Origin of the sequence: Serratia myotis (assembly GCF_027474885.1) — a bacterium.
Classification (GTDB): Bacteria; Pseudomonadota; Gammaproteobacteria; order Enterobacterales; family Enterobacteriaceae; genus Serratia; species Serratia proteamaculans.
Window position 1 is genome coordinate 4,383,276 of record NZ_CP099707.1, and the last position, 23,969, is coordinate 4,407,244.

At 54.7% G+C, this 23,969-nt stretch carries 24 protein-coding genes; 8 read left to right on the plus strand and 16 right to left on the minus strand.

Annotated elements, in window-relative coordinates; all coding sequences use genetic code 11:
• Positions 1 to 16 precede the first annotated feature (16 nt).
• The 8 genes from rseP to rpsB form a co-directional block, all read right to left on the minus strand.
• Positions 17 to 1,372, minus strand: a complete 1,356-nt coding sequence (rseP, locus tag NHG65_RS20675; RefSeq protein ID WP_099065009.1) for a sigma E protease regulator RseP — start codon at positions 1,370 to 1,372, stop codon at positions 17 to 19.
• Positions 1,373 to 1,400: 28 nt separating this feature from the next.
• Positions 1,401 to 2,249 (minus strand): phosphatidate cytidylyltransferase, encoded by an 849-nt coding sequence (gene cdsA / locus NHG65_RS20680; RefSeq protein WP_489844790.1) that lies wholly within the window; start codon positions 2,247 to 2,249, stop codon positions 1,401 to 1,403.
• Between the two features lie 9 nt (positions 2,250 to 2,258).
• The gene (gene ispU, locus NHG65_RS20685; protein ID WP_099065007.1) at positions 2,259 to 3,017 is read right to left on the minus strand and encodes a (2E,6E)-farnesyl-diphosphate-specific ditrans,polycis-undecaprenyl-diphosphate synthase; all 759 of its coding nucleotides are present in this window, start codon (positions 3,015 to 3,017) and stop codon (positions 2,259 to 2,261) included.
• Between the two features lie 278 nt (positions 3,018 to 3,295).
• Positions 3,296 to 4,492, minus strand: coding sequence for a 1-deoxy-D-xylulose-5-phosphate reductoisomerase (ispC, locus tag NHG65_RS20690; protein WP_099065006.1), 1,197 nt, complete (start codon positions 4,490 to 4,492; stop codon positions 3,296 to 3,298).
• 157 nt (positions 4,493 to 4,649) lie between these two features.
• The gene (gene frr / locus NHG65_RS20695) at positions 4,650 to 5,207 is read right to left on the minus strand and encodes a ribosome recycling factor (protein ID WP_085118535.1); all 558 of its coding nucleotides are present in this window, start codon (positions 5,205 to 5,207) and stop codon (positions 4,650 to 4,652) included.
• Between the two features lie 123 nt (positions 5,208 to 5,330).
• Positions 5,331 to 6,056 (minus strand): UMP kinase, encoded by a 726-nt coding sequence (gene pyrH, locus NHG65_RS20700; RefSeq protein WP_085118537.1) that lies wholly within the window; start codon positions 6,054 to 6,056, stop codon positions 5,331 to 5,333.
• Positions 6,057 to 6,204: 148 nt separating this feature from the next.
• On the minus strand, positions 6,205 to 7,056 hold the full coding sequence (gene tsf / locus NHG65_RS20705) for a translation elongation factor Ts (RefSeq protein WP_207979368.1): 852 nt from the start codon (positions 7,054 to 7,056) through the stop codon (positions 6,205 to 6,207).
• Positions 7,057 to 7,183: 127 nt separating this feature from the next.
• Positions 7,184 to 7,909: a 30S ribosomal protein S2 gene (gene rpsB, locus NHG65_RS20710; RefSeq protein WP_020828365.1), complete on the minus strand. Its 726-nt coding sequence runs from the start codon at positions 7,907 to 7,909 to the stop codon at positions 7,184 to 7,186.
• A gap of 356 nt (positions 7,910 to 8,265) precedes the next feature.
• Here rpsB and map point away from each other — a divergent pair, with 356 nt between their 5' ends.
• The 4 genes from map (at position 8,266) to NHG65_RS20730 (ending at position 13,200) form a co-directional block, all read left to right on the plus strand.
• A complete protein-coding gene (gene map, locus NHG65_RS20715; RefSeq protein WP_012146495.1) occupies positions 8,266 to 9,060 on the plus strand; it encodes a type I methionyl aminopeptidase in 795 nt (264 codons plus the stop codon).
• A gap of 74 nt (positions 9,061 to 9,134) precedes the next feature.
• Positions 9,135 to 11,813, plus strand: a complete 2,679-nt coding sequence (glnD, locus tag NHG65_RS20720; protein ID WP_499182612.1) for a bifunctional uridylyltransferase/uridylyl-removing protein GlnD — start codon at positions 9,135 to 9,137, stop codon at positions 11,811 to 11,813.
• A gap of 43 nt (positions 11,814 to 11,856) precedes the next feature.
• Positions 11,857 to 12,681 (plus strand): 2,3,4,5-tetrahydropyridine-2,6-dicarboxylate N-succinyltransferase, encoded by an 825-nt coding sequence (dapD, locus tag NHG65_RS20725; protein ID WP_085118544.1) that lies wholly within the window; start codon positions 11,857 to 11,859, stop codon positions 12,679 to 12,681.
• A 129-nt stretch (positions 12,682 to 12,810) separates the two neighbouring features.
• The gene (locus tag NHG65_RS20730; protein WP_006318690.1) at positions 12,811 to 13,200 is read left to right on the plus strand and encodes a DUF3461 family protein; all 390 of its coding nucleotides are present in this window, start codon (positions 12,811 to 12,813) and stop codon (positions 13,198 to 13,200) included.
• 99 nt (positions 13,201 to 13,299) lie between these two features.
• Here NHG65_RS20730 and NHG65_RS20735 read toward each other — a convergent pair whose 3' ends face one another.
• From NHG65_RS20735 to NHG65_RS20745, 3 genes are read right to left on the minus strand one after another with little or no spacing between them, the layout of a single operon-like run.
• On the minus strand, positions 13,300 to 13,749 hold the full coding sequence (locus NHG65_RS20735) for a flavodoxin (protein ID WP_176980358.1): 450 nt from the start codon (positions 13,747 to 13,749) through the stop codon (positions 13,300 to 13,302).
• Between the two features lie 33 nt (positions 13,750 to 13,782).
• The gene (gene truC, locus NHG65_RS20740) at positions 13,783 to 14,553 is read right to left on the minus strand and encodes a tRNA pseudouridine(65) synthase TruC (protein ID WP_129937862.1); all 771 of its coding nucleotides are present in this window, start codon (positions 14,551 to 14,553) and stop codon (positions 13,783 to 13,785) included.
• Entirely contained in the window at positions 14,553 to 14,882 is a 330-nt protein-coding gene (locus NHG65_RS20745) for a YqcC family protein (protein WP_165366331.1), read from the minus strand. The genes truC and NHG65_RS20745 overlap by 1 nt, the downstream gene beginning before the upstream one ends.
• 183 nt (positions 14,883 to 15,065) lie before the next feature.
• On the opposite strand from NHG65_RS20745, the gene NHG65_RS20750 reads away from it, so the two are divergent.
• Positions 15,066 to 16,304 (plus strand): MFS transporter, encoded by a 1,239-nt coding sequence (locus NHG65_RS20750; protein WP_099065001.1) that lies wholly within the window; start codon positions 15,066 to 15,068, stop codon positions 16,302 to 16,304.
• Positions 16,305 to 16,860: 556 nt separating this feature from the next.
• On the opposite strand, the gene syd is transcribed toward NHG65_RS20750, so the two are convergent.
• Entirely contained in the window at positions 16,861 to 17,475 is a 615-nt protein-coding gene (syd, locus tag NHG65_RS20755; RefSeq protein ID WP_499182613.1) for a SecY-interacting protein, read from the minus strand.
• Positions 17,476 to 17,538: 63 nt separating this feature from the next.
• On the opposite strand from syd, the gene queF reads away from it, so the two are divergent.
• The 3 genes from queF (at position 17,539) to xni (ending at position 20,784) form a co-directional block, all read left to right on the plus strand.
• Positions 17,539 to 18,384 (plus strand): NADPH-dependent 7-cyano-7-deazaguanine reductase QueF, encoded by an 846-nt coding sequence (gene queF, locus NHG65_RS20760; protein ID WP_112347228.1) that lies wholly within the window; start codon positions 17,539 to 17,541, stop codon positions 18,382 to 18,384.
• A 216-nt stretch (positions 18,385 to 18,600) separates the two neighbouring features.
• Positions 18,601 to 19,965, plus strand: coding sequence for a nucleotide 5'-monophosphate nucleosidase PpnN (ppnN, locus tag NHG65_RS20765; RefSeq protein WP_099064999.1), 1,365 nt, complete (start codon positions 18,601 to 18,603; stop codon positions 19,963 to 19,965).
• 63 nt (positions 19,966 to 20,028) lie between these two features.
• A complete protein-coding gene (gene xni, locus NHG65_RS20770) occupies positions 20,029 to 20,784 on the plus strand; it encodes a flap endonuclease Xni (RefSeq protein WP_099064998.1) in 756 nt (251 codons plus the stop codon).
• Positions 20,785 to 20,816: 32 nt separating this feature from the next.
• On the opposite strand, the gene rlmM is transcribed toward xni, so the two are convergent.
• From rlmM to NHG65_RS20790, 4 genes are all read right to left on the minus strand, one after another.
• Positions 20,817 to 21,920: a 23S rRNA (cytidine(2498)-2'-O)-methyltransferase RlmM gene (rlmM, locus tag NHG65_RS20775; RefSeq protein ID WP_099064997.1), complete on the minus strand. Its 1,104-nt coding sequence runs from the start codon at positions 21,918 to 21,920 to the stop codon at positions 20,817 to 20,819.
• Complete coding sequence (locus NHG65_RS20780; protein WP_099064996.1) at positions 21,913 to 22,308, minus strand: DUF423 domain-containing protein; 396 nt, start codon at positions 22,306 to 22,308, stop codon at positions 21,913 to 21,915. The genes rlmM and NHG65_RS20780 overlap by 8 nt, the downstream gene beginning before the upstream one ends.
• A 51-nt stretch (positions 22,309 to 22,359) precedes the next feature.
• Positions 22,360 to 23,277, minus strand: coding sequence for a transcriptional regulator GcvA (locus tag NHG65_RS20785; RefSeq protein WP_085118561.1), 918 nt, complete (start codon positions 23,275 to 23,277; stop codon positions 22,360 to 22,362).
• A gap of 391 nt (positions 23,278 to 23,668) precedes the next feature.
• Complete coding sequence (locus tag NHG65_RS20790; protein WP_085118562.1) at positions 23,669 to 23,893, minus strand: YgdI/YgdR family lipoprotein; 225 nt, start codon at positions 23,891 to 23,893, stop codon at positions 23,669 to 23,671.
• Positions 23,894 to 23,969: the final 76 nt, after the last annotated feature.

The window sequence follows — 23,969 nt, forward strand, 5'->3', positions numbered from 1 at the left end:
TAACCTATCCCCGCCCCTAAAGACGAGAAAAATCATTGAAAAGTGCAAGACCCATTAAAAGCACCAACACGATCGAACCTATGCGGTAACTGTAGTCCTGTACTCGCTCGGAAACCGGCCCACCCTTCAGCTTTTCTATCGCCAGGAAGAGGAGATGCCCACCATCTAACACCGGTAATGGGAACAGGTTGATGATACCCAGGTTGACACTGATCAACGCCAGGAACATCAGATAATACACAAACCCGACCCCAGCTGACGCCCCTGCTCCCTGTGCAATCGAAATCGGGCCACTCAGGTTGTTCAGCTTTACATCACCGGTTATTAATTTACCCAGCATTTTGACCGTAAGGCTCATAAGCTGCCAGGTCTTGTCCCCAGCCTGATACAGCGCCGGGAAAGGTCCATACTGGCGAATCGTCTTATATTCGTCCGGCAGCGGCAGCACTTTCGGAATGATGCCTGCAAAACCCACTGATTTGTCTTTTCCCACCGGCTTTGTATCCGGTATCAGCGTCAAAGACAAGGGGGCGCCGTTTCTTTCGATCTCTAAAACCAGCGGTTGCCCAGGGCCGTTATGGATCCGTTTAACCAACGTTTGCCAACGACCCAATAGCTGACCATCGACTTTAACGATCCTGTCCCCCGCTTGTAAACCTGCCTTTTGCGCTGCCGAGTTCGGCTGCACTTCGGCAAGGACAGATTCTATCTGTGGGCCGCGAGGAATAATACCCAGCGCCACCACGGGATCCTGTTTGTCCGGCTCAAAATTCCACTGGCGCAAATCCAGGGTTTTCGTCACCACCCGAGAAGTGCCAAACGGCGCGATACCCACTTCGGTTTCTGCGTCGCCAATCTTCGCCACCAGAGCCAAACGAACTGATTCCCAATCAGGCGTTTCGATACCATCTACGGACTTAAGTTCCATTCCTGGCGAAATTTCAGCGTTGGCCGCAATCGATTGGGGCGCGATTTCACCGATTACCGGACGGAAGCTGGGAACGCCGATAATGAAGACCAGCCAGTAAGCAAGGATAGCAAACAGGAAATTGGCGATAGGACCGGCACTGATGATAGCGGCACGCTGCCAAACGGTTTTGTTGTTAAACGCCTGATGACGGAGTTCCGGTGCAACCGAATCAACCCGCTCATCGAGCATCTTCACATAACCGCCAAGCGGGATCAGGGCGATGACATATTCCGTGCCCTGACGGTCAGTGCGGCGCCATAAAGCGCGGCCAAAACCGATGGAGAAGCGTTCTACACGGACGCCGCAGCGACGGGCGACCCAAAAGTGCCCGAACTCGTGCACGGTGATTAAAACACCGAGCGCAACAAGAAATGCGACTAAGTTCCAGAGCACGCTAACCATAATCCCTTCACTCCCCGCCATTGACGGATTAAAACACTAACAGCATCAGGCAGGCAAATACAGGCACTGCTGCGGTCAGGCTATCGATACGATCCAGTATACCGCCATGACCCGGTATCAAATGACCACTGTCTTTGATACCCGCTTCGCGTTTGAACATGCTCTCGGTAAGATCGCCCAGCACCGAAGCCAGCACGGCAATCACCGAACAAATCAGTAAGGTCATCGGCACCACATTCAGTGGAGCGTACCGACCAAACAGCCAGGATATCAGGGCTGAAGTAATCAGGCCACCAATCAGCCCCTCCCAGGTTTTCCCCGGAGAAACTTTCGGCGCCAGCTTGTGCTTGCCAAACAGTTTGCCGAACATGTAGGCGCCGGAATCCGCCCCCCAAACCAGTAACATCACATACAGCAGCCACCAGGCGCCGGTGAAGTGGTTCTGTTCATAGCCGAACTGGCGCAGCGACAGCATGCCCCAGAAAAACGGCACTATGGTCAGCAGACCGAAAACCAGACGTATCGGGCGTGAGTTACGCCACAGTGCAGCCGAGCCGGGATAAAACAGCACCAGCAACAGCGCTACCAGCCACCAGGCCAGCGACAACCACAACGGACCGCCGACCTGAAGCAAATGGACCGACTGGTGATAGGCCGGAATGCTGAGCAGCATCAACGCCAGCAGGAAGCCGCACAGTATCGCCAACCAGATGCGCTGCGAGCGGGAGGTAAAACCGGCCAGTTGGCCCCACTCCCAGGCCGCTAACATGCACACCACGAGTGTTACCAGGGCAAAACCCACCGGCGGCAGCAAAAACAGCGCCGCGATAACAATCGGAATTAAAATCAGAGCAGTTATGAGGCGATACTTCAGCAAAAGTTCTCCCTAGGACGCATCGGCGCCGATAGGTGTTGTTCCCCCGAAGCGACGCTCGCGTTGTGCAAATGCATTCAGCGCACCTTCAAAGACAAGTTCATCAAAATCAGGCCAGAGTACATCAGTAAAGTAAAGTTCGGCGTAAGCAATTTGCCACAGCAAGAAGTTACTGATGCGGTGTTCTCCACCGGTGCGGATCACCAGATCCACCGGCGACAGATCGTTCATACAGACCCGCTCACCCAGTAATTCTTCGCTAATTTGATCCGGACGCAGTGAACCGTCCTTCACCTGCTCAGCCAGTTCCCTTACTCCCTGAATAATATCCCAACGGCCGCCATAGTTGGCAGCGATGTTGAGCGTCAGGCCATCGTTATTTTCTGTCAGTTGCTCAGAGCGACGGATCCGCTCCTGCAAGCGCACGCTGAAACGGCTAATGTCGCCGATCACTCGCAATCTGACGTTATGTTTATGCAGGCTTTTTACTTCACTGTCCAAGGCGCGGACAAAAAGCTCCATTAGGGCGGAGACTTCCTGCACCGGACGGTTCCAGTTCTCGCTGCTGAAGGCATAAAGCGTGAGTGCATCCAAATGGTTGTTGGCGGCAAAACTGACCGCACGACGTACCGATTTCACCCCTGCTTTATGACCGAAGACACGTAACTTACCCTGACGTTTAGCCCAGCGCCCATTGCCGTCCATAATAATGGCGACATGCCGTGGCCCCAGAGTGGACAGATTAGCCTCTTGTTGATTTGCGGACGACATAACTCGTACTTATTTCCTCAATAGAAATACAACTGCCTTTCCGGAACATCAGGCCCTTACGCGCAAAAAAAGCCGTGTGCCCGACACGGCTTTTCAGTCTGCCCTGCGACAGCCGGTAATCTGCGCTGCGCTACCGGCTTTCGAGATGTCAATCAGGCCATAATTCAACGGTATAACCGCTGAAAGGTGGCGCAGACTATACCACCTCAGCAAGGCCTGAACAAACGGCCCCACTGCGGCACGCGTAATTTGCGAACAAAATAGGATAATTGCCGGTATCAGTTACACAGTGATTTAACCAATCCAACCGCAACCTCACGCGCCTGACGATCTATTTCTAAGACCGCATCAATGCAGGACGGTTCCTGCAGTGACAGCCGTTCGACGACTTTTTGGTTCACTGTCGCAATATCGGTAAAGCGAATCTGTTCCTGCAGGAAAGCTGCCACAGCCACTTCGTTGGCCGCGTTCAGCGCGGTCGTTGCCGCCTGGCCCGCATCGAAGGCCTCAATCGCCAGATACAGGCAGGGATAACGTTCCCGCTCAGGTTCGGCAAAGGTCAGCGACCCGATACGGCAGAAATCCAGCGCTTCCACACCAGAATTGACCCTCTGCGGGTAAGCCATCGCATGGGCGATCGGCGTACGCATATCCGGAGTGCCCAATTGGGCCAACACGCTGCCATCGGTGTAACGCACCATCGAGTGGATCACCGACTGCGGATGCAGAATCACTTCCATTTGTTCGGCCGAGGCGTTAAACAGCCAGCGGGCCTCGATATATTCCAGTCCTTTGTTCATCATGGTAGCGGAGTCTACCGAGATCTTGCGCCCCATCGACCAATTTGGATGGGCACAGGCCTGATCCGGCGTCATCGTGACAAACTGCTCCAGCGGCGTGGTACGGAACGGGCCGCCGGAACCGGTAAGCACAATGCGCGACACACCATGACTTTCTAATGAAGAGTATCCCAACTGACGCTGAATGCTCTCAGGCAAACTCTGAAAAATGGCATTATGTTCGCTGTCGAGTGGCAGTAATTGCGTCTTGCTCTGCTGTACCGCGTCCATAAACAGGCGTCCACAGGTCACCAGCGACTCTTTGTTCGCCAGCAGTACCTGCTTGCCGGCACGGATGGCCGCCAGCGTAGGCAGTAGCCCGGCAGCGCCAACAATGGCTGCCGTAACCTGGTCGACGTCGTCCAGTGCCGCCAACTCACAGGCGGCCTGCTCGCCCGCCATGACCTCGGTGGCAATACCGTTTTCCGCCAGCAGAGTACGCAGTTCACGCGCAGCGCCTTCGTCCGCCATCGCGGCATACGCCGGGCGAAACTCTATGCACTGTTGCGCCATGACCGCGACATTGCGGCCGGCAACCAGCGCTTTAATCGCAAAAAGGTCGGGATTTGCCCTGACCACGGCCAGGGTACTGGTCCCCACTGAGCCGGTGGAGCCAAGAATAGTCAGTTGCTTCATGAGCTCACTCTGAATAACTGTCTGATGAGATCGGAGGTGTTCCAGTGTGTAACCTTGGCCACCGCTTGTCCATGATCAATCAGTACGATGAAACGGGATCTGCGCCACAAAAAACAAAGCGCCGCCCAGGCGACGCTTTTTTTCTGCGCGATGCTGATTAGAAATCCATCAGCTCTTTTTCTTTATCCGCCAGAGCGGCATCCAGAAGTTTGATATAGGCATCGGTCAGTTTCTGAACGTCGTCCTGTGAACGACGATCTTCATCTTCGCTGATTTCTTTGTCTTTCAGCAGCGCTTTAACTTTGTCGTTGGCATCACGGCGCACGTTACGAACCGCCACACGGCCCTGCTCTGCTTCGTTACGGACGACTTTGATCAGATCTTTACGACGTTCTTCAGTCAGCGGAGGCAGTGGAACACGGATCACGCTGCCGGCTGAGCTTGGATTCAGGCCGAGGTCTGAGGACATGATGGCTTTTTCTACCGCTGAACCCAGGGAGCGATCAAACAGGTTGATTGCCAGGGTGCGGGAGTCTTCAACGGTCACGCTGGCCAATTGACGCAGTGGCGTGGCGGAACCGTAGTACTCAACCATAATGCCGTCCAGGATGCTTGGAGAAGCACGGCCGGTACGAATTTTGCTGATTTGGGTTTTGAATGCTTCTACGCTTTTTTCCATGCGTGAATCAGCATCTTTTCTAATTTCATTAATCACGTTGCGAACCCTTGAAAGCTGGATACTTGGCAGGCCATACCACAGTATAGCCCGTGAATTTTACTCAAGGAGAGCATGCGACGTCTGGCGTTGCCCGCTCCCGCTAAATTTGGCAGAACAGCTTTATTTGCCGATCAGCGTGCCTTCGTTTTCACCCATTACCACCCGGCGCAGTGCACCTGGCTTGTTCATGTTGAATACGCGGATTGGCAGACCGTGATCGCGGGCCAGCGTAAATGCCGCCAGGTCCATCACTTTCAGCTCGCGCTCCAGCACGTCCTGATAGGTAATATGTTCGTACAGTGTGGCATCCGGATTTTTAACCGGGTCAGCGGAGTATACACCATCCACTTTAGTTGCTTTCAATACCACATCCGCTTCGATCTCGATCCCGCGCAGGCACGCAGCAGAATCGGTGGTGAAGAACGGATTGCCGGTACCGGCGGCAAAGATCACTACGCGGTTATTGCGCAGCAGGCTGATCGCCTCGGCCCAGCTGTAGTTGTCGCACACGCCGTTCAACGGAATTGCCGACATCAGGCGGGCGTTCACATAGGCACGGTGCAGTGCATCACGCATAGCCAGTCCGTTCATCACGGTAGCCAGCATTCCCATGTGGTCGCCCACTACGCGGTTCATGCCGGCTTGTGCCAGGCCCGCGCCGCGGAACAGGTTACCGCCGCCAATAACTACACCGACCTGAATTCCCAGTTCGACCAGCTCTTTCACTTCCTGAGCCATGCGATCCAAAACGCTAGCGTCGATACCAAAACCTTCTGCGCCTTGCAGGGCTTCGCCACTCAGTTTAAGCAGAATACGCTGATATACGGGTTTTGCATTGGTTGCCATGGTGATCTGTCCTAAGAAGCAGTATTAGTATTGGGGATTTCAGCCGATGAAACGCGCCTGTGCTGTGTATCATGCCACAGGGCTTGCCACCGGTGTAATTCTGGCTGGATAAAATGGAACCGCCAGACGGCGGCTCCATTAACAGTCATTAAGACTGCTTGCTCATTGCTGCAACTTCAGCAGCAAAGTCGTTCTCAACTTTAGCGATGCCTTCGCCCACTTCGAAGCGGATGAAGTTAACCACGTCAGCGTTATGCTCTTTCAGCACTTGGCCAACGGTTTTGCTTGGTTCGATAACGAAAGGCTGACCGGTCAGAGAAACTTCGCCGGTGAATTTCTTCATGCGGCCTTCAACCATTTTCTCTGCGATTTCTTTCGGCTTGCCAGACTGCATGGCGATGTCCAACTGAACCTGGTACTCTTTTTCTACCACTTCAGCAGACACATCTTCAGGCTTAACGAATTCAGGCTTGCTTGCCGCAACGTGCATGGCAATTTGCTTAACCAGCTCTTCGCTAGCGCCTGTAGCGGCGATCAGAACGCCGATACGCGCACCGTGCAGGTAGCTACCCAACACGTCGCCTTCCAGGGAAGCAACGCGACGGATGTTGATGTTCTCACCGATTTTCGCAACCAGCGCTACACGTTCTTCTTCGAACTGTGCTTTCAACACTTCAACATCAGTGATTTTGCCGGCAAAAGCAGCATCCAGCACTTTGTCAGCAAATGCCTGGAAACCAGCATCTTTAGCTACGAAGTCAGTCTGGCAGTTAACTTCCAGAATCAGACCGTAGTTGCCTTCAATCTTGGTTTTGATCACGCCGTCAGCAGCTACGTTGCCTGCTTTTTTCGCCGCTTTGATCGCACCAGATTTACGCATGTTTTCGATTGCCAGCTCGATGTCGCCGTTAGACTCAACCAGAGCTTTTTTACAATCCATCATGCCAGCGCCAGTACGCTCACGCAGTTCTTTTACCAGAGCAGCGGTAATATCAGCCATTTCTTTTTCCTCGGTTATCTCGCGTGGAGACAGTCTCATTCAGATAAGCAAAGGGGGCCTATAAAGGCCCCCCTAACCAACATATTCAATACCTGGTTAATAAGGGCTCAGTGACGAGCTTGCCTTATTATTCAGCTTCTACGAAGCTTTCTTCCGCTTGAACGGCCAGATCTTGAGAACGACCTTCACGGACGGCGGCAGCAACGGCAGTCAGGTACAATTTGATTGCACGGATTGCATCGTCGTTACCAGGGATGATGAAGTCAACGCCGTCTGGATCGGAGTTGGTATCAACGATAGAGAATACCGGGATACCCAGGTTGTTGGCTTCTTTGATCGCGATGTGTTCGTGATCAGCATCGATGACGAACAGTGCGTCAGGCAGACCACCCATGTCCTTGATACCACCCAGGGAGTTTTCCAGCTTGGCCAGTTCGCGAGTACGCATCAGCGCCTCTTTCTTGGTCAGCTTGTCAAAGGTGCCATCTTGAGACTGGATTTCCAGATCTTTCAAACGCTTGATTGACTGACGAACGGTTTTCCAGTTAGTCAGCATGCCGCCCAACCAGCGATGGTTCACGAAGAACTGGTCGCAGGTGTTAGCATATTCTTTTACCGCTTCGCTTGCTGCGCGCTTAGTACCAACGAACAGGATCTTACCTTTACGGGAAGAGATCTTGGTCAGTTCAGCCAGTGCTGCGTTGGCCATTGGTACAGTTTTTTCCAGGTTGATGATGTGAACCTTGTTACGTGCGCCGAAGATGAAAGGCTTCATTTTCGGGTTCCAGTAACGGGTTTGGTGACCAAAGTGTACACCGGCCTGGAGCATGTCGCGCATGGAAACAGTTGCCATGATTAAACCTCTATAGAGTTAGTTGGGGTTATGCCTCCACGTATCCCATAACGCCGACCCTGGCGGTGATAAATCACCTCAGGGCACCCCGGCGGATGTGCCGATACGTGTGTGTTATTTACACAAAGTGAGTGCAGTTAAAGTATTTTCGGCTTTTTCCGTCATTATCACAAGGACGAAGAGCGGATCTGCCGGCGCGCTTTATACCATAAACCCGCCCCCGACACCAACTTTTGTTACCAACCAAAGTCCGGCGAGAAATCAAATTTGGCAGCCTCAGGCCGGGCTGATACCATAAGAGACTGCTTCTTATTTCTTTCTGTTGTCGGCGAGCACGACACCTGCGGACGAATTTCATGGCAATTTCAATTAAAACACCTGATGACATCCAAAAAATGCGCGTGGCCGGCCGATTGGCTGCCGAAGTGCTGGAAATCATTGAGCCGCACGTCAAACCTGGCGTAACGACCGGCGAACTGGATCGTATCTGTCACGATCACATTACTAACCAGCAGCAGGCCATTTCTGCCTGTCTGGGCTACCACGGCTTCCCGAAATCCGTGTGTATCTCGGTGAACGAAGTGGTATGCCACGGCATCCCAAGCGATGACAAAGTCCTGAAAGACGGCGACATCGTTAATATCGACGTCACCGTGATCAAAGACGGTTTCCACGGCGATACCTCTAAAATGTTCATCGCCGGCAAACCGACCATTCTGGGCGAGCGCCTGTGCCGCATCACTCAGGAAAGCCTGTACCTGTCACTGAAAATGGTGAAGCCGGGCATCCGTCTGCGAACCCTGGGTAAAGAGATCCAGAAATTCGTCGAAGCCGAGAATTTCTCGGTGGTGCGCGAGTACTGCGGCCACGGCATTGGCGAAGTGTTCCACGAGGAACCACAGGTACTGCACTATGACGCTGACGACGGTGGCGTGGTGTTGCAAGCCGGTATGGCCTTCACTATCGAGCCGATGGTCAACGCCGGTGATTACCGCATCCGCACCATGAAAGATGGCTGGACGGTAAAAACTAAGGATCGCAGCTTGTCGGCGCAGTATGAGCATACTATTGTGGTCACAGATAACGGCTGCGAGATAATGACGTTGCGCAAGGATGACACCATCCCCAACATCATTACGCACGAGATGTAAGCGCCGCGGCGTTTTGCCGCGATGCATGATGTCACAGGCCGGCTTTTGCCGGCCTTTTTTATGGGCTGCGTATTATGTCTGAAAACTTTCCCCAACAAGACACCTCGGTCATTGTGCAACAGGCCGTGCCGGAGCAGCCTGAATATCCCAACGCCTATGGCGATGAGGAGATCAACTGCATCGCGCTAAAACAGCGCCTTGAACAGTTCCAGCTGTGGCTGGCGGCGGCATTCAACGCCGGCTCCAGCGCCGAAAGCCTGGTGGCCGCCCGCAGCGACTTTATCGACCGCCTGCTGCGCCGTCTGTGGATCTACCATGGCTTTGAGGATATCCCGGAAACCGCGCTGGTTGCCGTCGGTGGCTATGGCCGTGGCGAGCTACACCCGCTCTCGGACATTGACGTGCTGGTGCTCAGCCAGCGCCGCCTGAATGAACAACAATCCCAACGCGTGGGGGAATTTATCACCCTGCTGTGGGATCTGAAGCTGGAGGTGGGCCACAGCGTGCGAACGCTGGAAGAATGCCTGCTGGAAGGCCTGGCGGATCTGACCGTCGCCACCAACCTGATTGAGTCGCGGATGATCTGCGGCGATGTCGCGCTGTTCCTGCAAATGCAAAAACATATTTTCAGCGATGGTTTCTGGCCCTCGCCGCAATTTTTCCACGCCAAGGTGGTTGAGCAACAGGAACGCCATCAGCGATACCACGGCACCAGCTACAACCTGGAGCCGGATATCAAGAGCAGCCCCGGCGGCCTGCGCGATATTCACACGCTGCTGTGGGTGGCGCGTCGTCATTTTGGCGCTACCTCGCTGGACGAAATGGTCGGTTTCGGCTTTCTCACCCAGGCTGAACGCAACGAACTGAACGAATGCCAGAGCTTCCTGTGGCGTATCCGTTTCGCACTGCACCTGGTGTTACCACGCTACGACAACCGCCTGCTGTTCGATCGCCAGCTCAACGTGGCACAGTTGCTGCGTTATGAGGGGGAAGGCAACGAACCGGTTGAACGCATGATGAAGGATTTTTATCGCATGACGCGCCGCGTCGGTGAATTGAATCACATGCTGCTGCAGTTGTTCGACGAGGCCATTCTGGCATTGGATGCCACGGAAAAACCGCGGCCGTTGAACGATGATTTCCAACTGCGCGGTGATTTGATCGATCTGCGTGATGAGACGCTGTTCATCCGTCAGCCCGAAGCCATCATGCGGATGTTCTACCTGATGGTCCGCAACCGTGAAATCAAAGGTATTTATTCCACTACCGTGCGCCAACTGCGCCACGCCCGTCGCCATCTGAAGCAGCCGCTGTGCACTATTCCGGAAGCGCGTGAGCTGTTTATGGCCATTCTGCGCCATCCAGGCGCGGTTTCTCGGGCATTGGTGCCGATGCATCGCCACAGCGTACTGTGGGCCTATATGCCACAGTGGGGCAAGATCGTCGGGCAAATGCAGTTCGACCTGTTCCACGCCTACACCGTTGACGAACACACCGTTCGTGTCTTGCAGAAGCTGGAAAGCTTTGCCGATGCCGAAACGCGACCGCGTCATCCACTGTGTGTCGAGCTGTATCCCCGCCTGCCGAATCCGGAACTGCTGCTGCTGGCCGCCCTGTTCCACGATATCGCCAAAGGGCGCGGTGGAGACCACTCGATCCTCGGCGCGGAAGATGCACTGGAGTTCGCAGCACTGCATGGTTTGAACTCCCGCGAAGCCCAACTGGTCGCCTGGCTGGTGCGCTGTCATCTGCTGATGTCGGTGACCGCCCAACGCCGCGATATCCAGGATCCGACCGTTATTCAGCAATTCAGTGCCGAAGTGCAGAGCGAGACCCGCCTGCGTTATCTGGTCTGCCTGACGGTGGCAGATATCTGCGCCACCAACGAAACCTTGTGGAACAGTTGGAAGCAGAGCCTGTTGCGTGAACTGTACTTCGCCACCGAAAAACAGCTGCGCCGCGGCATGCAAAATAGCCCGGACCTGCGCGAACGCGTGCGTCATCATCGCCTGCAGGCGTTGGCACTACTGCGCATGGACAATATCGACGAAGAAGCGTTGCACCGCATCTGGAGCCGCTGCCGCGCCGATTACTTCCTGCGCCACTCGCCCAATCAGCTGGCCTGGCACGCCCGTCATTTGCTGGCCCATGACTCCACCAAACCGCTGGTGCTGGTCAGCCGACAGGCAACGCGCGGTGGCACCGAAATTTTCATCTGGAGCCCGGACCGCCCGTACCTGTTTGCCGCCGTGGCCGGCGAGATGGATCGCCGCAACCTAAGCGTACATGACGCGCAGATCTTCACTAACCGCGACGGCATGGCGATGGATACATTTATCGTGCTGGAACCGGACGGCAGCCCGCTGGCTCAGGATCGTCACACGGCGATCCGCCACGCGCTGGTGCAGGCCATTACCCAACGGGAGTATCAGCCGCCGCGCGTGCGCAGGCCGTCTTCCAAGCTGCGCCATTTCAGCGTGCCGACCGAAGTCAGCTTCCTGCCGACCCATACCGACCGCCGCAGCTATCTGGAACTGACCGCACTCGACCAACCTGGCCTGCTGGCCCGGGTGGGTGAAGTGTTCGCCGATCTGGACCTGTCGCTGCATGGCGCACGCATCTCCACTATCGGCGAGCGGGTTGAGGATTTATTTATTCTGGCCGACAGCGATCGACGCGCCCTTAACCCGGAAACGCGCAGAAAGTTGGAACAACGGTTGACAGAGGCCCTCAATCCAAACGATAAAATGTGATACAAGTAACCTTTTCGTAGACAACATCAGGACAGAGAACAGCATGCAGCAATTACAAAACGTTATTGAAAACGCCTTCGAACGCCGTGCGGAAATCACCCCGGCGAACGCAGACACCGTAACGCGCGAAGCGGTAAACCAAGTGATCGGCCTGCTGGACAGCGGCGCCCTGCGCGTTGCCGAGAAAATTGACGGTCAGTGGGTAACGCATCAGTGGCTGAAAAAGGCCGTGCTGCTTTCTTTCCGCATCAATGACAACAAAGTGATGGACGGTGCCGAAACCCGTTATTACGACAAGGTGCCGATGAAGTTCGCTGATTACGACGAAGCGCGCTTCCAGAAAGAAGGCTTCCGCGTAGTACCGCCAGCCACCGTACGCCAGGGTGCGTTCATCGCCCGCAATACCGTGCTGATGCCATCCTATGTGAACATCGGTGCCTACGTTGACGAAGGCAGCATGGTGGATACCTGGGCCACCGTCGGCTCTTGTGCGCAGATCGGTAAAAACGTTCACCTGTCCGGCGGCGTCGGCATCGGTGGCGTACTGGAGCCACTGCAGGCCAACCCGACCATCATTGAAGACAACTGCTTTATCGGCGCACGTTCAGAAGTGGTTGAAGGCGTGATCGTGGAAGAAGGTTCAGTGATCTCCATGGGTGTATACCTGGGCCAGAGCACCCGCATTTACGACCGTGAAACCGGCGAAGTGCACTACGGCCGCGTGCCGGCCGGTTCGGTGGTGGTTTCCGGTAACCTGCCGTCCAAAGATGGCTCTTACAGTCTGTATTGCGCAGTCATCGTCAAGAAAGTCGATGCCAAGACGCGCGGTAAAGTCGGCATTAATGAGTTATTACGCACCATCGACTAAAATAGACATGGCGGGTTAATCACCCGCCATTTTTTTATCTTCATTACGTGAGCAGTCACAGTCTCTGGCGCGGTTATTCGCCATAATCCCAGACCGTGGAATATAGTCTATTTATAAGGTGGCGCTATTATGTATGACAACCTGAAAAGCTTAGGAATCAATCAACCGGAAGATGTCGATCGCTATAGCCTGCGTCAGGAGGCCAATAACGACATTCTTAAGATTTATTTCCGCAAGGATAAAGGCGAGTTCTTTGCCAAGAGCGTGAAATTCAAATATCCGCGCCAACGCAAAACGGTAGTGGCGGACAACGCCGGCCAGGGTTACAAAGAAATCCACGAAATTAACCCGAATCTGCGTTACGTCATTGATGAGCTGGATCAGCTATGCCAGCGCGATCAGGTGGAAGTGGATCTGAAGCGCAAAATTCTTGATGACCTGCGTCATCTGGAAGGCGTGGTCTCCCACAAGATTGCCGAGATCGAATCCGATCTGGAAAAACTGACCCGCGGTAAATAAGGGTTCAGCGAACTGATACTACAGATTTTACGGGCGCAGCATACTGCGCCCGTATTCATCGGGGCAAATATATTCGCCCCCTACAGGCGACGGGTAAATCTATTTCAGCAACGTGCCCCATTTCTCGACCCATGGGCAAGAAACCACTTCCGGCTCCGGCTGTTCCATCGCATCGATTTCCAGCACCTCACCCACGCGGGTGGCACCCTGCTCCTGCAACAGTGCATCAAACGCACGCCCGGCACCGCAGAAATTGTCATAGCTGCTGTCACCCAGCGCGATCAACCCATAGCGCAGCTCAGGTTGGTAGCCGACCTGGTCACGGATGGCGTGGAACAGCGGCGCAATGCTGTCCGGCAAATCGCCCTGGCCCGTAGTTGAGGTGATCACCAGCGCATGGTGCTGGCGGTAAAACTGCCAGGCCTCAAGCGTACCCTCTTCAAACAGTTTGACCTCATGGCCCTGCTCGCTGAGGATAGTTTCAGCTTCTTCCGCCACCAATAATGCGTTGCCGTAGACCGTTCCCACGAAGATTCCAACCTGAGCCATTGCCCCTACTCCCTTCAATACCTTTGAAAATGATCAGTTATCCTGACCGCAAGCCGGGGGAAACTCAACCCTGGCAAGCTCAGGGATACTCTCTGTCCAGCCAAACTGTGACATGACGCCCTGCCAGCGTTCATCCCAGCGCGCGGAAAGATGCAGCGGCTCACCGGTTACCGGATGATTCAGTTGCAGGTGACTGGCGTGCAGCATCAGGCGCGGGCAGCCAAAATGCTGGGCCATACCCCGGTTCTGGTTCAGATCGCCGTGTTTACTGTCGCCAATGATCGGATGGCGGATATGTACCATATGGCGGCGTAACTGGTGCTTGCGGCCATTTTCCGGCTTCAGTTCAACCAGGCTGTAGCGCGCACTGTCATAACGGCCAATCGCCACCGGCATCTCAACCTGTGCCAACGGTCGATAATGAGTGACTGCCGGCTGTGGACCTTTGTCCTTCGAAGCAAACTTGTCGGCGATCTTGTCCAGCTCTTCCGTCAACGGATAGTCGATGGTAGCGCCTTCCAGCACGTAACCACGCACCACTGCATGGTAGGTTTTCTGCATCTGATGCTGTTCAAACTGCTGCGACAGCAGCCGTGCCACCTCGCTGGACAGCGCCATCAACAGCACCCCGGAGGTCGGTCTATCGAGGCGGTGCACGGTATATACGTGCTGGCCAATTTGATCGCGCACGGTCTGCATCACAAACTGGGTTTCATGACGATCCAGCCAACTGCGGTGTACCAACCACCCAGAAGGTTTGTTCACCGCCACCAAATGCTCATCCTGATAAAGAATCTCAAGCATTATTGCGGCTCTTTATTCAGCATTTGATCCAGGCGCTGCAACAGCACCAACAGCGGCATGCAGTTGGGATCATTATCTTTCAACGCCTCTTCAAAGTAAGGCGTGATAGCAAAACGCGTCGGCAGCGGCGCTCCCGCATCCAGCAACGCGTACATGCGAGGCAGAAAGACCCACTGTAGCCAGGCTTCGGCCGACATGCTGTCTATGCAAAACGGCTCGGGGCTGGCGAAGGCTTCAGGCTCGGGCGGCATGGCTTGCCACAGCGCCAACTCTCGCATTGACTGTTCAATCGCCTGCAAACTATGGCGAACCTGATTTTGTATACTCATCTGCATTCCCGATCTGTTTAAACCATGATATTCAGCGGCACGGCTGAAAGGCGGCAAAGCATAGCATTTTACTTTTTATAGCCCAAATCCAGCTGAATTGATGGCATGGATACATTTGAACTGGTGGCCGGTACGGCCACACGGCACAATAAGTTCACCGAATAAACCACACAGATTAGACAGATGCCCGCAATCACACCGACAAAAAATCACGCCACGCCTGGCAAAGCCATGCTGGCTTCGGTCACCGGCTACGCCATGGACGGCTTTGACCTGCTGATCCTCGGCTTTATGCTGCCAGCCATCAGTATTGAAATGGGGCTAAGCTCCTCCGCCGCCGGTTCACTGGTTACCTGGACGTTAATCGGTGCCGTACTGGGCGGCGTGATTTTCGGCCACCTCAGCGATCGCTTTGGTCGTATCCGGGTGCTGACCATCACTATCCTGATGTTCTCATTGTTTACCGGTCTGTGCGCGTTGGCACAGGGCTACTGGGATTTGCTCGCCTACCGCACACTGGCGGGCATCGGGCTCGGTGGTGAATTTGGTATCGGCATGGCGCTGATCGCCGAGGCCTGGCCGGCGGAGAAACGCAATCGCGCCTCGGCCTATGTGGGCATGGGCTGGCAGCTTGGCGTGCTGGCGGCCGCCTTCCTCACCCCACTGTTGCTGACGCATATCGGCTGGCGTGGCATGTTCCTGGTCGGGCTGCTGCCGGCGCTGGTGTCATTCCTGATCCGCCGCACTCTGGGTGAACCGGAAGAGTTTGTCCGCCAGCAAAACAGCGGCCAGCAACTGTCGTTCACTCAGCGTGTGCGGCTACTGTTCAAAGACCGGGCTACCAGCAAAGCCAGCATCGGCATTTTTATTTTGTGCTCGGTGCAGAACTTCGGTTATTACGGGCTGATGATTTGGATGCCGACTTACCTGGCAAAAAACTTCGGTTTCTCCCTGACTAAGTCAGGTCTGTGGACTGCGGTCACGGTGATCGGCATGACGTTCGGTATCTGGCTGTTTGGCGTGTTGGCCGATCGCTTCACCCGCTGGAAGATTTTTATCTGCTATCAGATCGGTGCGGTGGTGATGGTGGTTGTCTATGCACAACTTAGCGACCCCACGCTGATGCTGTTTGCCGGCGCGCTGATGGGGTTGTTCGTGAACGGCATGATTGGTGGCTACGGCGCGTTGATTTCCGATACCTATCCGGTTCAGGCACGCGCCACTGCGCAAAACATCCTGTTTAATCTGGGGCGTGGCGTCGGTGGGCTGGGGCCATTGGTGATCGGCGCCCTGGTGACTCAGGTTTCCTTCACTGCGGCTATCAGCCTGCTGGCAGCTATTTATCTACTGGATATCTACGCCACGCTGTTCCTGCTGCCGAAAAAGCAGGGCAATGGCGATACGCTGGGGGCGATTGGTTAACAATTGAGATGAATTTGAGCAGGGGTAAGCATCCTGGATGCTTAAAACTTGACCTTGTATAAAAAGTTGAGGGCACTGCGCTAACAGTGCCCTCGGTTCGTTTTATAGCAGTCCCGCTACACAGTGTGCTCCCTGCTCAATCCTTGAAAACTTTTCCTGCGGCCATCCTGACCAAAACCATCCTGGCTCTATCCTGTAGCATCATCCTGACGCGGTTCCTCAGTCTTCATGACCCGCCAACCATCCTGTGCCGGCTCTCAATCTCCATCCTGGAGGTGTCCCTGGTTTCAATCCTGAAACATCCTGGCATCTCCTGACGCCGTCCTCCGCTCTTCACTGAGCGCATCCACTTCTTCATCCTGAAGCTGCATCATCCTGATGCTTTCCAGCTCCACCGTATCCCTTCCGGTGAACATAAGATCGCTTAATTATCCCGGGTTCACAAGGGCTTACTGGCTGGCCGACAGGAAATTAACGCTAAGAGTTATCCTAAAGAAAATCTAACCAATTGATCTGGATAACAATAAACCCCATGCAAGCCAATGAGAGGGGAAAATTAAAAGCGATCTCTCACAGTCCGTGTGAGAGATCTCGCACACGGATCTCGCTGTAATTGGCCTCGAACACCCAACGTCGGGCGCAATGCATCGAGGAAATTGCCCAACGAAGCCGCCAGCAAAGTGCGTTTATCACTGCCAAACTGCTCCAGCACCACATTGCCGCTGACGTTACACAGCGAGACCATGGTCATTTCTGATTCGGTGGTTGCCAGGAACAGCGTCGGCGACAGCTTCAGGCGTTTTTGCGTCACCAGATGGCCGATCAGGTTTTCCTGCAGGCGAATAAAATCGTCCTCGCTCCACACCTGCAACAGGGTCACATAGTTCTCACCGAACTGCGCGCTCATGTCGCCTGCATATTGCTGGGTATAAAACAGGTTGATGTCCGGCTGTAAACGCAGCTCGAGCGCCGTCTCTACCTTTTCCAGCGTTGCCGCCGGGGTAAACGGCTGCGGCAACCACAGCACTTCATCATCGCGATTTTCTACCAGACAAGGCGACGGTACGCCGTACAGATCCTGGCTGGCTGGGGCATGACCACGCTCTTGTTGCCAAAGCTCAACATAACGCTGGGTGAATTCACGCAGGGCGTGCGGTACATCATGGTCCATATTTTTTCTCGCATACGGTAAACTGGCGACCATTGTACCTATCTCTCACCAAGGTGACAGCAGATGTCCTCATATCAAGACCACCATGCCCTGTCGGCGCTAACGCTGGGTAAAGCTACCGCGTACCGCGACCATTACGACGCCACGCTGCTACAGGCGGTGCCGCGCAGTATGAACCGCGAGCCGCTGGGATTATATCCGGACACCCTGCCGTTCCACGGTGCCGATATCTGGACGCTGTATGAACTCTCCTGGCTGAACGATAACGGTCTGCCGCAGGTCGCCGTCGGCGAGATCAGCCTTAATGCCGACAGCATCAACCTGATCGAATCCAAAAGCTTCAAACTTTACCTCAACAGCTTTAACCAAACCCCGTTCAGCGATTGGGAGGCGGTACGCAACACCCTGCAACGCGATCTGTCCGCCTGCGCGCAGGGCGAGGTCAGCGTCTCATTGTTCCGCGTCGATCAACTGGAAGGCAGTCCAATCGCCCGGTTAGAGGGTGAATGTATCGATCATCAGGACATCCGCATCGATAACTACGAATTCAATGCCGATTACCTGCAAAATGCCGCCGGTTCCCAGCAGGTGGAAGAACGGTTGGTCAGCCATCTGTTAAAGTCCAATTGCCTGATCACCAACCAACCGGATTGGGGTTCGGTGCAAATTCATTATCGCGGCGCGCAGATCGATCGCGAGGCGCTGCTGCGTTATCTGGTGTCCTTCCGTCATCACAATGAATTCCACGAACAATGTGTCGAACGCATCTTTAACGATTTGCTGCGCTACTGCCAACCACAAAGCCTGACGGTGTACGCACGCTATACCCGCCGGGGTGGGTTGGATATCAATCCATGGCGCAGTAACACTGACTTTGTTCCATCACATGGCCGTCTGGCGCGCCAATAGTGCGAAGCATTGCTCAACAACTGAGCTAACGAGCGGTTTGTATTGGTAAAAACCAGGGGACGGCGGTAAGGTTAAATCAACAGCGCTCGGCGCTATGCCGGGCATTCCGGCAGGCCAATCCCATAATGATGTTGCCGCCGTGCGCTCACTATAACGAGATGCTGTTCTGCTGCGTATGGATTACTACTGCCCCATTCCGGGTGCAAAGGAGTTACCTTGATTACACACATCAGCCCGCTTGGCTCTATGGATTTGCTGTCGCAGCTGGAAGTAGACATGCTGAAGCGTACCGCCAGCAGCGATCTATACCGTTTGTTCCGCAACTGTTCGCTGGCCGTCCTGAACTCCGGCAGCCAGACCGACAACAGCAAACAGCTGCTGTCGCGCTATGAAACCTTTGATATTAACGTCCTGCGCCGTGAGCGCGGGGTCAAACTTGAACTGGTAAATCCACCGGAAGACGCCTTTGTCGATGGTCGAATCATCCGTTCGCTACAGGCCAACCTGTTTGCCGTGCTGCGCGATATCCTGTTCGTCCACGGACAGATCGACAGCGCCGGTCGTTTCCAGCATCTGAATCTGGAAAACTCGGCCCACATTACCAATCTGGTGTTCTCTATCCTGCGTAACGCCCGTGCACTGCACCTCGATGAAGATCCTAACCTGGTGGTCTGCTGGGGGGGGCACTCGATCAACGAAAACGAATATCTGTACGCACGCAAGGTCGGTAGCCAACTGGGCCTGCGCGAACTGAATATCTGCACCGGCTGTGGGCCAGGTGCCATGGAAGCGCCGATGAAAGGTGCTGCCGTAGGCCATGCGCAACAGCGCTACCACAACAGCCGCTTTATCGGCATGACCGAGCCGTCGATCATCGCCGCCGAGCCGCCAAATCCGTTGGTCAATGAGCTGGTGATCATGCCGGACATTGAAAAACGCCTGGAGGCCTTCGTCCGTATCGCCCACGGCATCATTATCTTCCCGGGCGGTGTCGGCACGGCGGAAGAACTGCTGTATCTGCTGGGGATCCTGATGAACCCGGAGAACAGCGAGCAGGTATTGCCGCTGATCCTCACCGGGCCGAAAGAGAGCGCCAACTACTTCCAGGTGCTGGATGAGTTCATCATGAACACGCTGGGAGACGAAGCGCGCCGTCACTACCGCATTATCATCGACGATCCTGCCGAAGTGGCGCGTCAGATGAAAAAAGCCATGCCGCTGGTGAAAGAAAACCGCCGTAATACCGGTGATGCCTACAGCTTTAACTGGTCTATCCGTATCGCGCCAGACTTGCAGCTGCCGTTTGAGCCAAGCCATGAAAATATGGCGAATCTCAACCTGTATCCGGACCAGCCTGCCGAACAGCTGGCTGCCGCGCTGCGCCGTGCGTTCTCCGGCATCGTCGCCGGTAACGTGAAAGAAAATGGCATTCAGGCCATCGAACAGTTTGGTCCGTACAAGCTGCACGGCGAACCGCAGATGATGAAGCAAATGGACAGTCTGTTACAGGGCTTTGTCGCCCAGCACCGGATGAAACTACCAGGCACCGCTTATGTGCCCTGCTACGAAATCGTCGCTTAATAAGCCATCCCGGGCGGCCTAATAACCGCCCTTCTTTTTTTCTGATGCCTGACGTTGTTGCCCATGCCTATACACCTACTGATTGTCGACGCCCTCAACCTTATCCGCCGCATACACGCCGTGCAGGGTTCCCCCTGTGTGAATGCTTGCCAGCACGCACTGCAGCAGTTGATCCAGCACAGTCGACCAACGCACGCCGTGGCGGTGTTTGACGAAGATGACCGCAGTGAAAGCTGGCGTCACCAAATTCTGCCCGACTACAAGGCGGGGCGTTCGCCGATGCCGGACAATTTGCAGCAGGAAATGCCGCAGCTGCGGCAGGCGTTTGAAGCGCTCGGCGTTGCCTGTTGGCATTCTCCGGGCAATGAAGCGGACGACCTGGCGGCAACGCTGACCGCCAAGATAGCAGGCGGTGGCCATCAGGTGACCATTGTGTCCACCGACAAAGGCTATTGCCAACTGCTGGCGCCCAGCGTGCAGATCCGCGATTACTTTCAAAAACGCTGGCTGGACATGCCCTTTGTGCAGCAAGAGTTTGGCGTATCGCCACAACAATTGACGGATTACTGGGGGCTGGCGGGAATAAGCAGCAGCAAAATCCCTGGCGTGGCCGGTATTGGACCGAAGACGGCGGTATTGCTGTTACAGCAGGCAGGTTCGCTGGATGGGGTGTATCAGGATTTGGAACAGGTGCCGGAGAAATGGCGCGGTAAACTGCAACAGCACCGCGAGATAGCCTATGTCAGTAAAAGGGTCGCGACCTTGCGAACCGATCTGACGTTAACCGGCAACCTGCAGCAACTGCGGTTACCGGTTTAAATCCGGGCGCTGCACAAGCAACGCCCTATCGATTATTCACGTTCGTCGCGACGCCCCGCCACGGCCGACCACATACGGCGGACGTGGATGGTGACTTCTTCACGATCGTGATACAACTGTTTGGCATGAATTTCTGAGCTGATCCCCGCCGCATCCAACGCTTCCTTGATCGACAGCAGGTTCTGCGAAACCTCTTCGTAACGTTTTTTCATCGGCAGTTTCAGGTTAAAGATCGCCTCACGGCACCAGCCTTTCACCAGCCACTGGATCATCAAGCTGGTCACCTTCGCCGGTTTCTCCACCATGTCACACACCAGCCAGTAAATCTTGCTGCTGGAGGGTTCATATTTGAAACCGTCGGCGCGGTGATGCGTCACCTGGCCGGTATCCATCAGGCTCTGCGCCATGGTGCCATTATCCACCGCGTGCACCATCATGCTGCGTTGCACCAGTTGATAGGTCCAGCCACCCGGGCAGGCGCCCAGATCGACCGCATGCATGCCGCTGCCCAAACGTTCTTCCCACTCATCGGCAGGAATGAACACGTGAAACGCTTCTTCCAGCTTCAGAGTAGAACGGCTCGGCGCATCGGACGGGAACTTCAGGCGCGGAATGCCCATATAGAACGGGGAGTTGTTGTTGCTGAAGGAGTAACCCACATAGCAGCAACCCGGCGCGATAAAGAATACGTGAACCACTGGACGGGTCTTGTTCTCACGCGCCATCAACACCTTCTGCTCACGCATCGCCGCGCGCAATGGAACCGTCAGCTTGCGGCAGAACTTCAGCAGCTCTTTGCTTTCGTTGGTGTCCGGCACTTCCACTCGCAGCTCACCGCCACGATCGACCACGCCCATCAACATGCCGACAATCGGTGACACGCGGTCTTCCGGCGGCAAATCACGCAGCAACTCGCCAACCACCAGCATCTGACGGGCAAAAATCAGTTCACGGAACGGGATTTCCCGCGCCAGGCGATCGGCATCATCCGGCTGATAACACTCGAACAGCACGTAGCCGCTGTTATCTTTCACTCTGGCAAAACCGAATATTTCCAGCTCGGCTGCCTTGGCGGTAATTTCTGCCGCGCACTCTTTTTCAAAGCCTTGACGGCAATACAACGCAAGTCTATTCATGGCGCTCGGCCTTTTTCCTCAGACGCAAAGCGCCAATCAACATCAATGCCCAACCGATCAGGAAACACACGCCGCCAATCGGCGTGATGTAAACCCAGAACTTCAGGTGTGACAGCGCCAGACAGTACAGACTGCCGCTGAACAGTACGGTGCCGAGCGCCAACAGCGCCCCGCTCCAATAAAACCACAGGCTGACGCGGCGTTGCATTGCCACCGCCAGTGCCAGGATCGCCAAAGTATGGAACCCCTGATAGTCCAACCCGGTACGGATCCAGACCATCTCGTTGGCACCCAAGGTGCCACTTAATACATGTGCGCCAAACGCGCCCAGAGCAACAAATACAAAGCCGCTGATAGCGGCAAAAATCAGCATTGAACGACTGCTCATCGTTATTTACCTTTATTGAAAAAGCCGGCTGCGACAACACGGCGACCGGCCTTATTGTTCGTAGCGAAAGCGAAACTTTTCTTGTTCGCTGGCTGCCCGTGCAAGGATCCATTGACGAAAGGCGGCTATTTTACCCAGTTCTGCCTGACTGTCATGACATACCAGATAAAAAGCATTTTTACTGACCAATACTTCGTTAAAGGGACAGACCAGCCGCCCGGCTTCAATCTCGGTCTGCGCCATCACATTATTGACCAGCGCGATCCCCTGACCATGCACCGCCGCCTGAACCACCATGGCGCTGTGGCTGAAAATCGGCCCCTGCTGCACGTTGATGTGCTGTAACCCCAGTTGACGAGTGTAGGCCAGCCAGTCGCGGCGTGAAGTATCATGCAGTAGCGTGTGATAAGCCAGATCGCTCGTCACTTTTAACGCATGTTCTCCGGTCAGCAGGCTGGGCGAGCACACCGGCAACAGATATTCCGCATATAAACGTTCAGCTCGTAACCCGGTCCAGTTGCCGCGACCGTAGAAAATCGCCACGTCGACATCATCCGCCAGCTTGTCTTCTTCGCGGTCTACCGCCTGGATACGCACGTCGATTCCCGGATAAGCTGAGTTAAAGCCGGACAGTCGTGGCACCAGCCACTGAATAGCAAAACTCGGGGGCAAACTGACGGTTAATGCCCCCTTGGCGCTGCGTGCCTGCAGCTTGCGTGTCGCCTCATTGATAGAGGTGAAGATTTCCTTGATATCCAGGTAATAACTTTGCCCTTCTTCCGTCAGCAACAGCGAGCGGTTACGGCGTCGAAACAGCTTCAGGCCGAGGAAGTCCTCCAGCGACTTGATCTGGTGACTCACCGCGGCCTGGGTGACAAACAGTTCTTCTGCCGCTTTGGTAAAACTCAGGTGACGGGCAGCCGCGTCAAAGACCCGCAGTGCATTAAGAGGTGGTAAGCGTTTAGACATTTATTAGCTACTTTTGTGTAACAATAATCCGAGTGATTCGGCATAAAAAATCAGGCGGCGTTATCTGCCGTGCGATAGGCACCAGACAGCCAAGCGCTACCATTAGTTTTTTTAATCCGAGCCATTATAAATTGTCCGTTGAGCATGCGCCAGTAAATACCTATAGTGGCGGCACTTCCCGGGCCGGAACGAAAAGGGAGTGGGTGTCGAGGACGCCGATGAACTTTTGGCTTGTGGTTGTGATGTTGTGTTTGCAAATTGTCTGGCAATCCAGACGTGGTAGCTAAGCTACTGTTTTTCACTTCCTGTACATTTACCCTGTCTGTCCATAGTGATTTTATGCAGCACCGCAAGCTTTGCGGTGCTTTTTTTTGCCCATTTCTGGCCGGAATTACTGGTCGCTTTCAACCATTTCCTTCACGTCCGAGCGGTTGATCTGCTGCTCAACGCCGTTGGCATCTTTATAGCTGATCATGCCGGTGTCGTTATCCAACGCGGGCTTTCCTTTAGCGACAATGGTGCGTCCATCATTGGTCTGCATCACGTAGTTGCTGGAACAGGCGGCCAGGGTAAACGTTAGCATCAGGGCAGAGATAACTGCGGCTGTTTTCTTCATTGTGGACTCCTTGTAGTTTTAAATGCTGTAAAAACCTTTTATGTTATTTAACGCCATGACTTAGTGCGCACCTAAC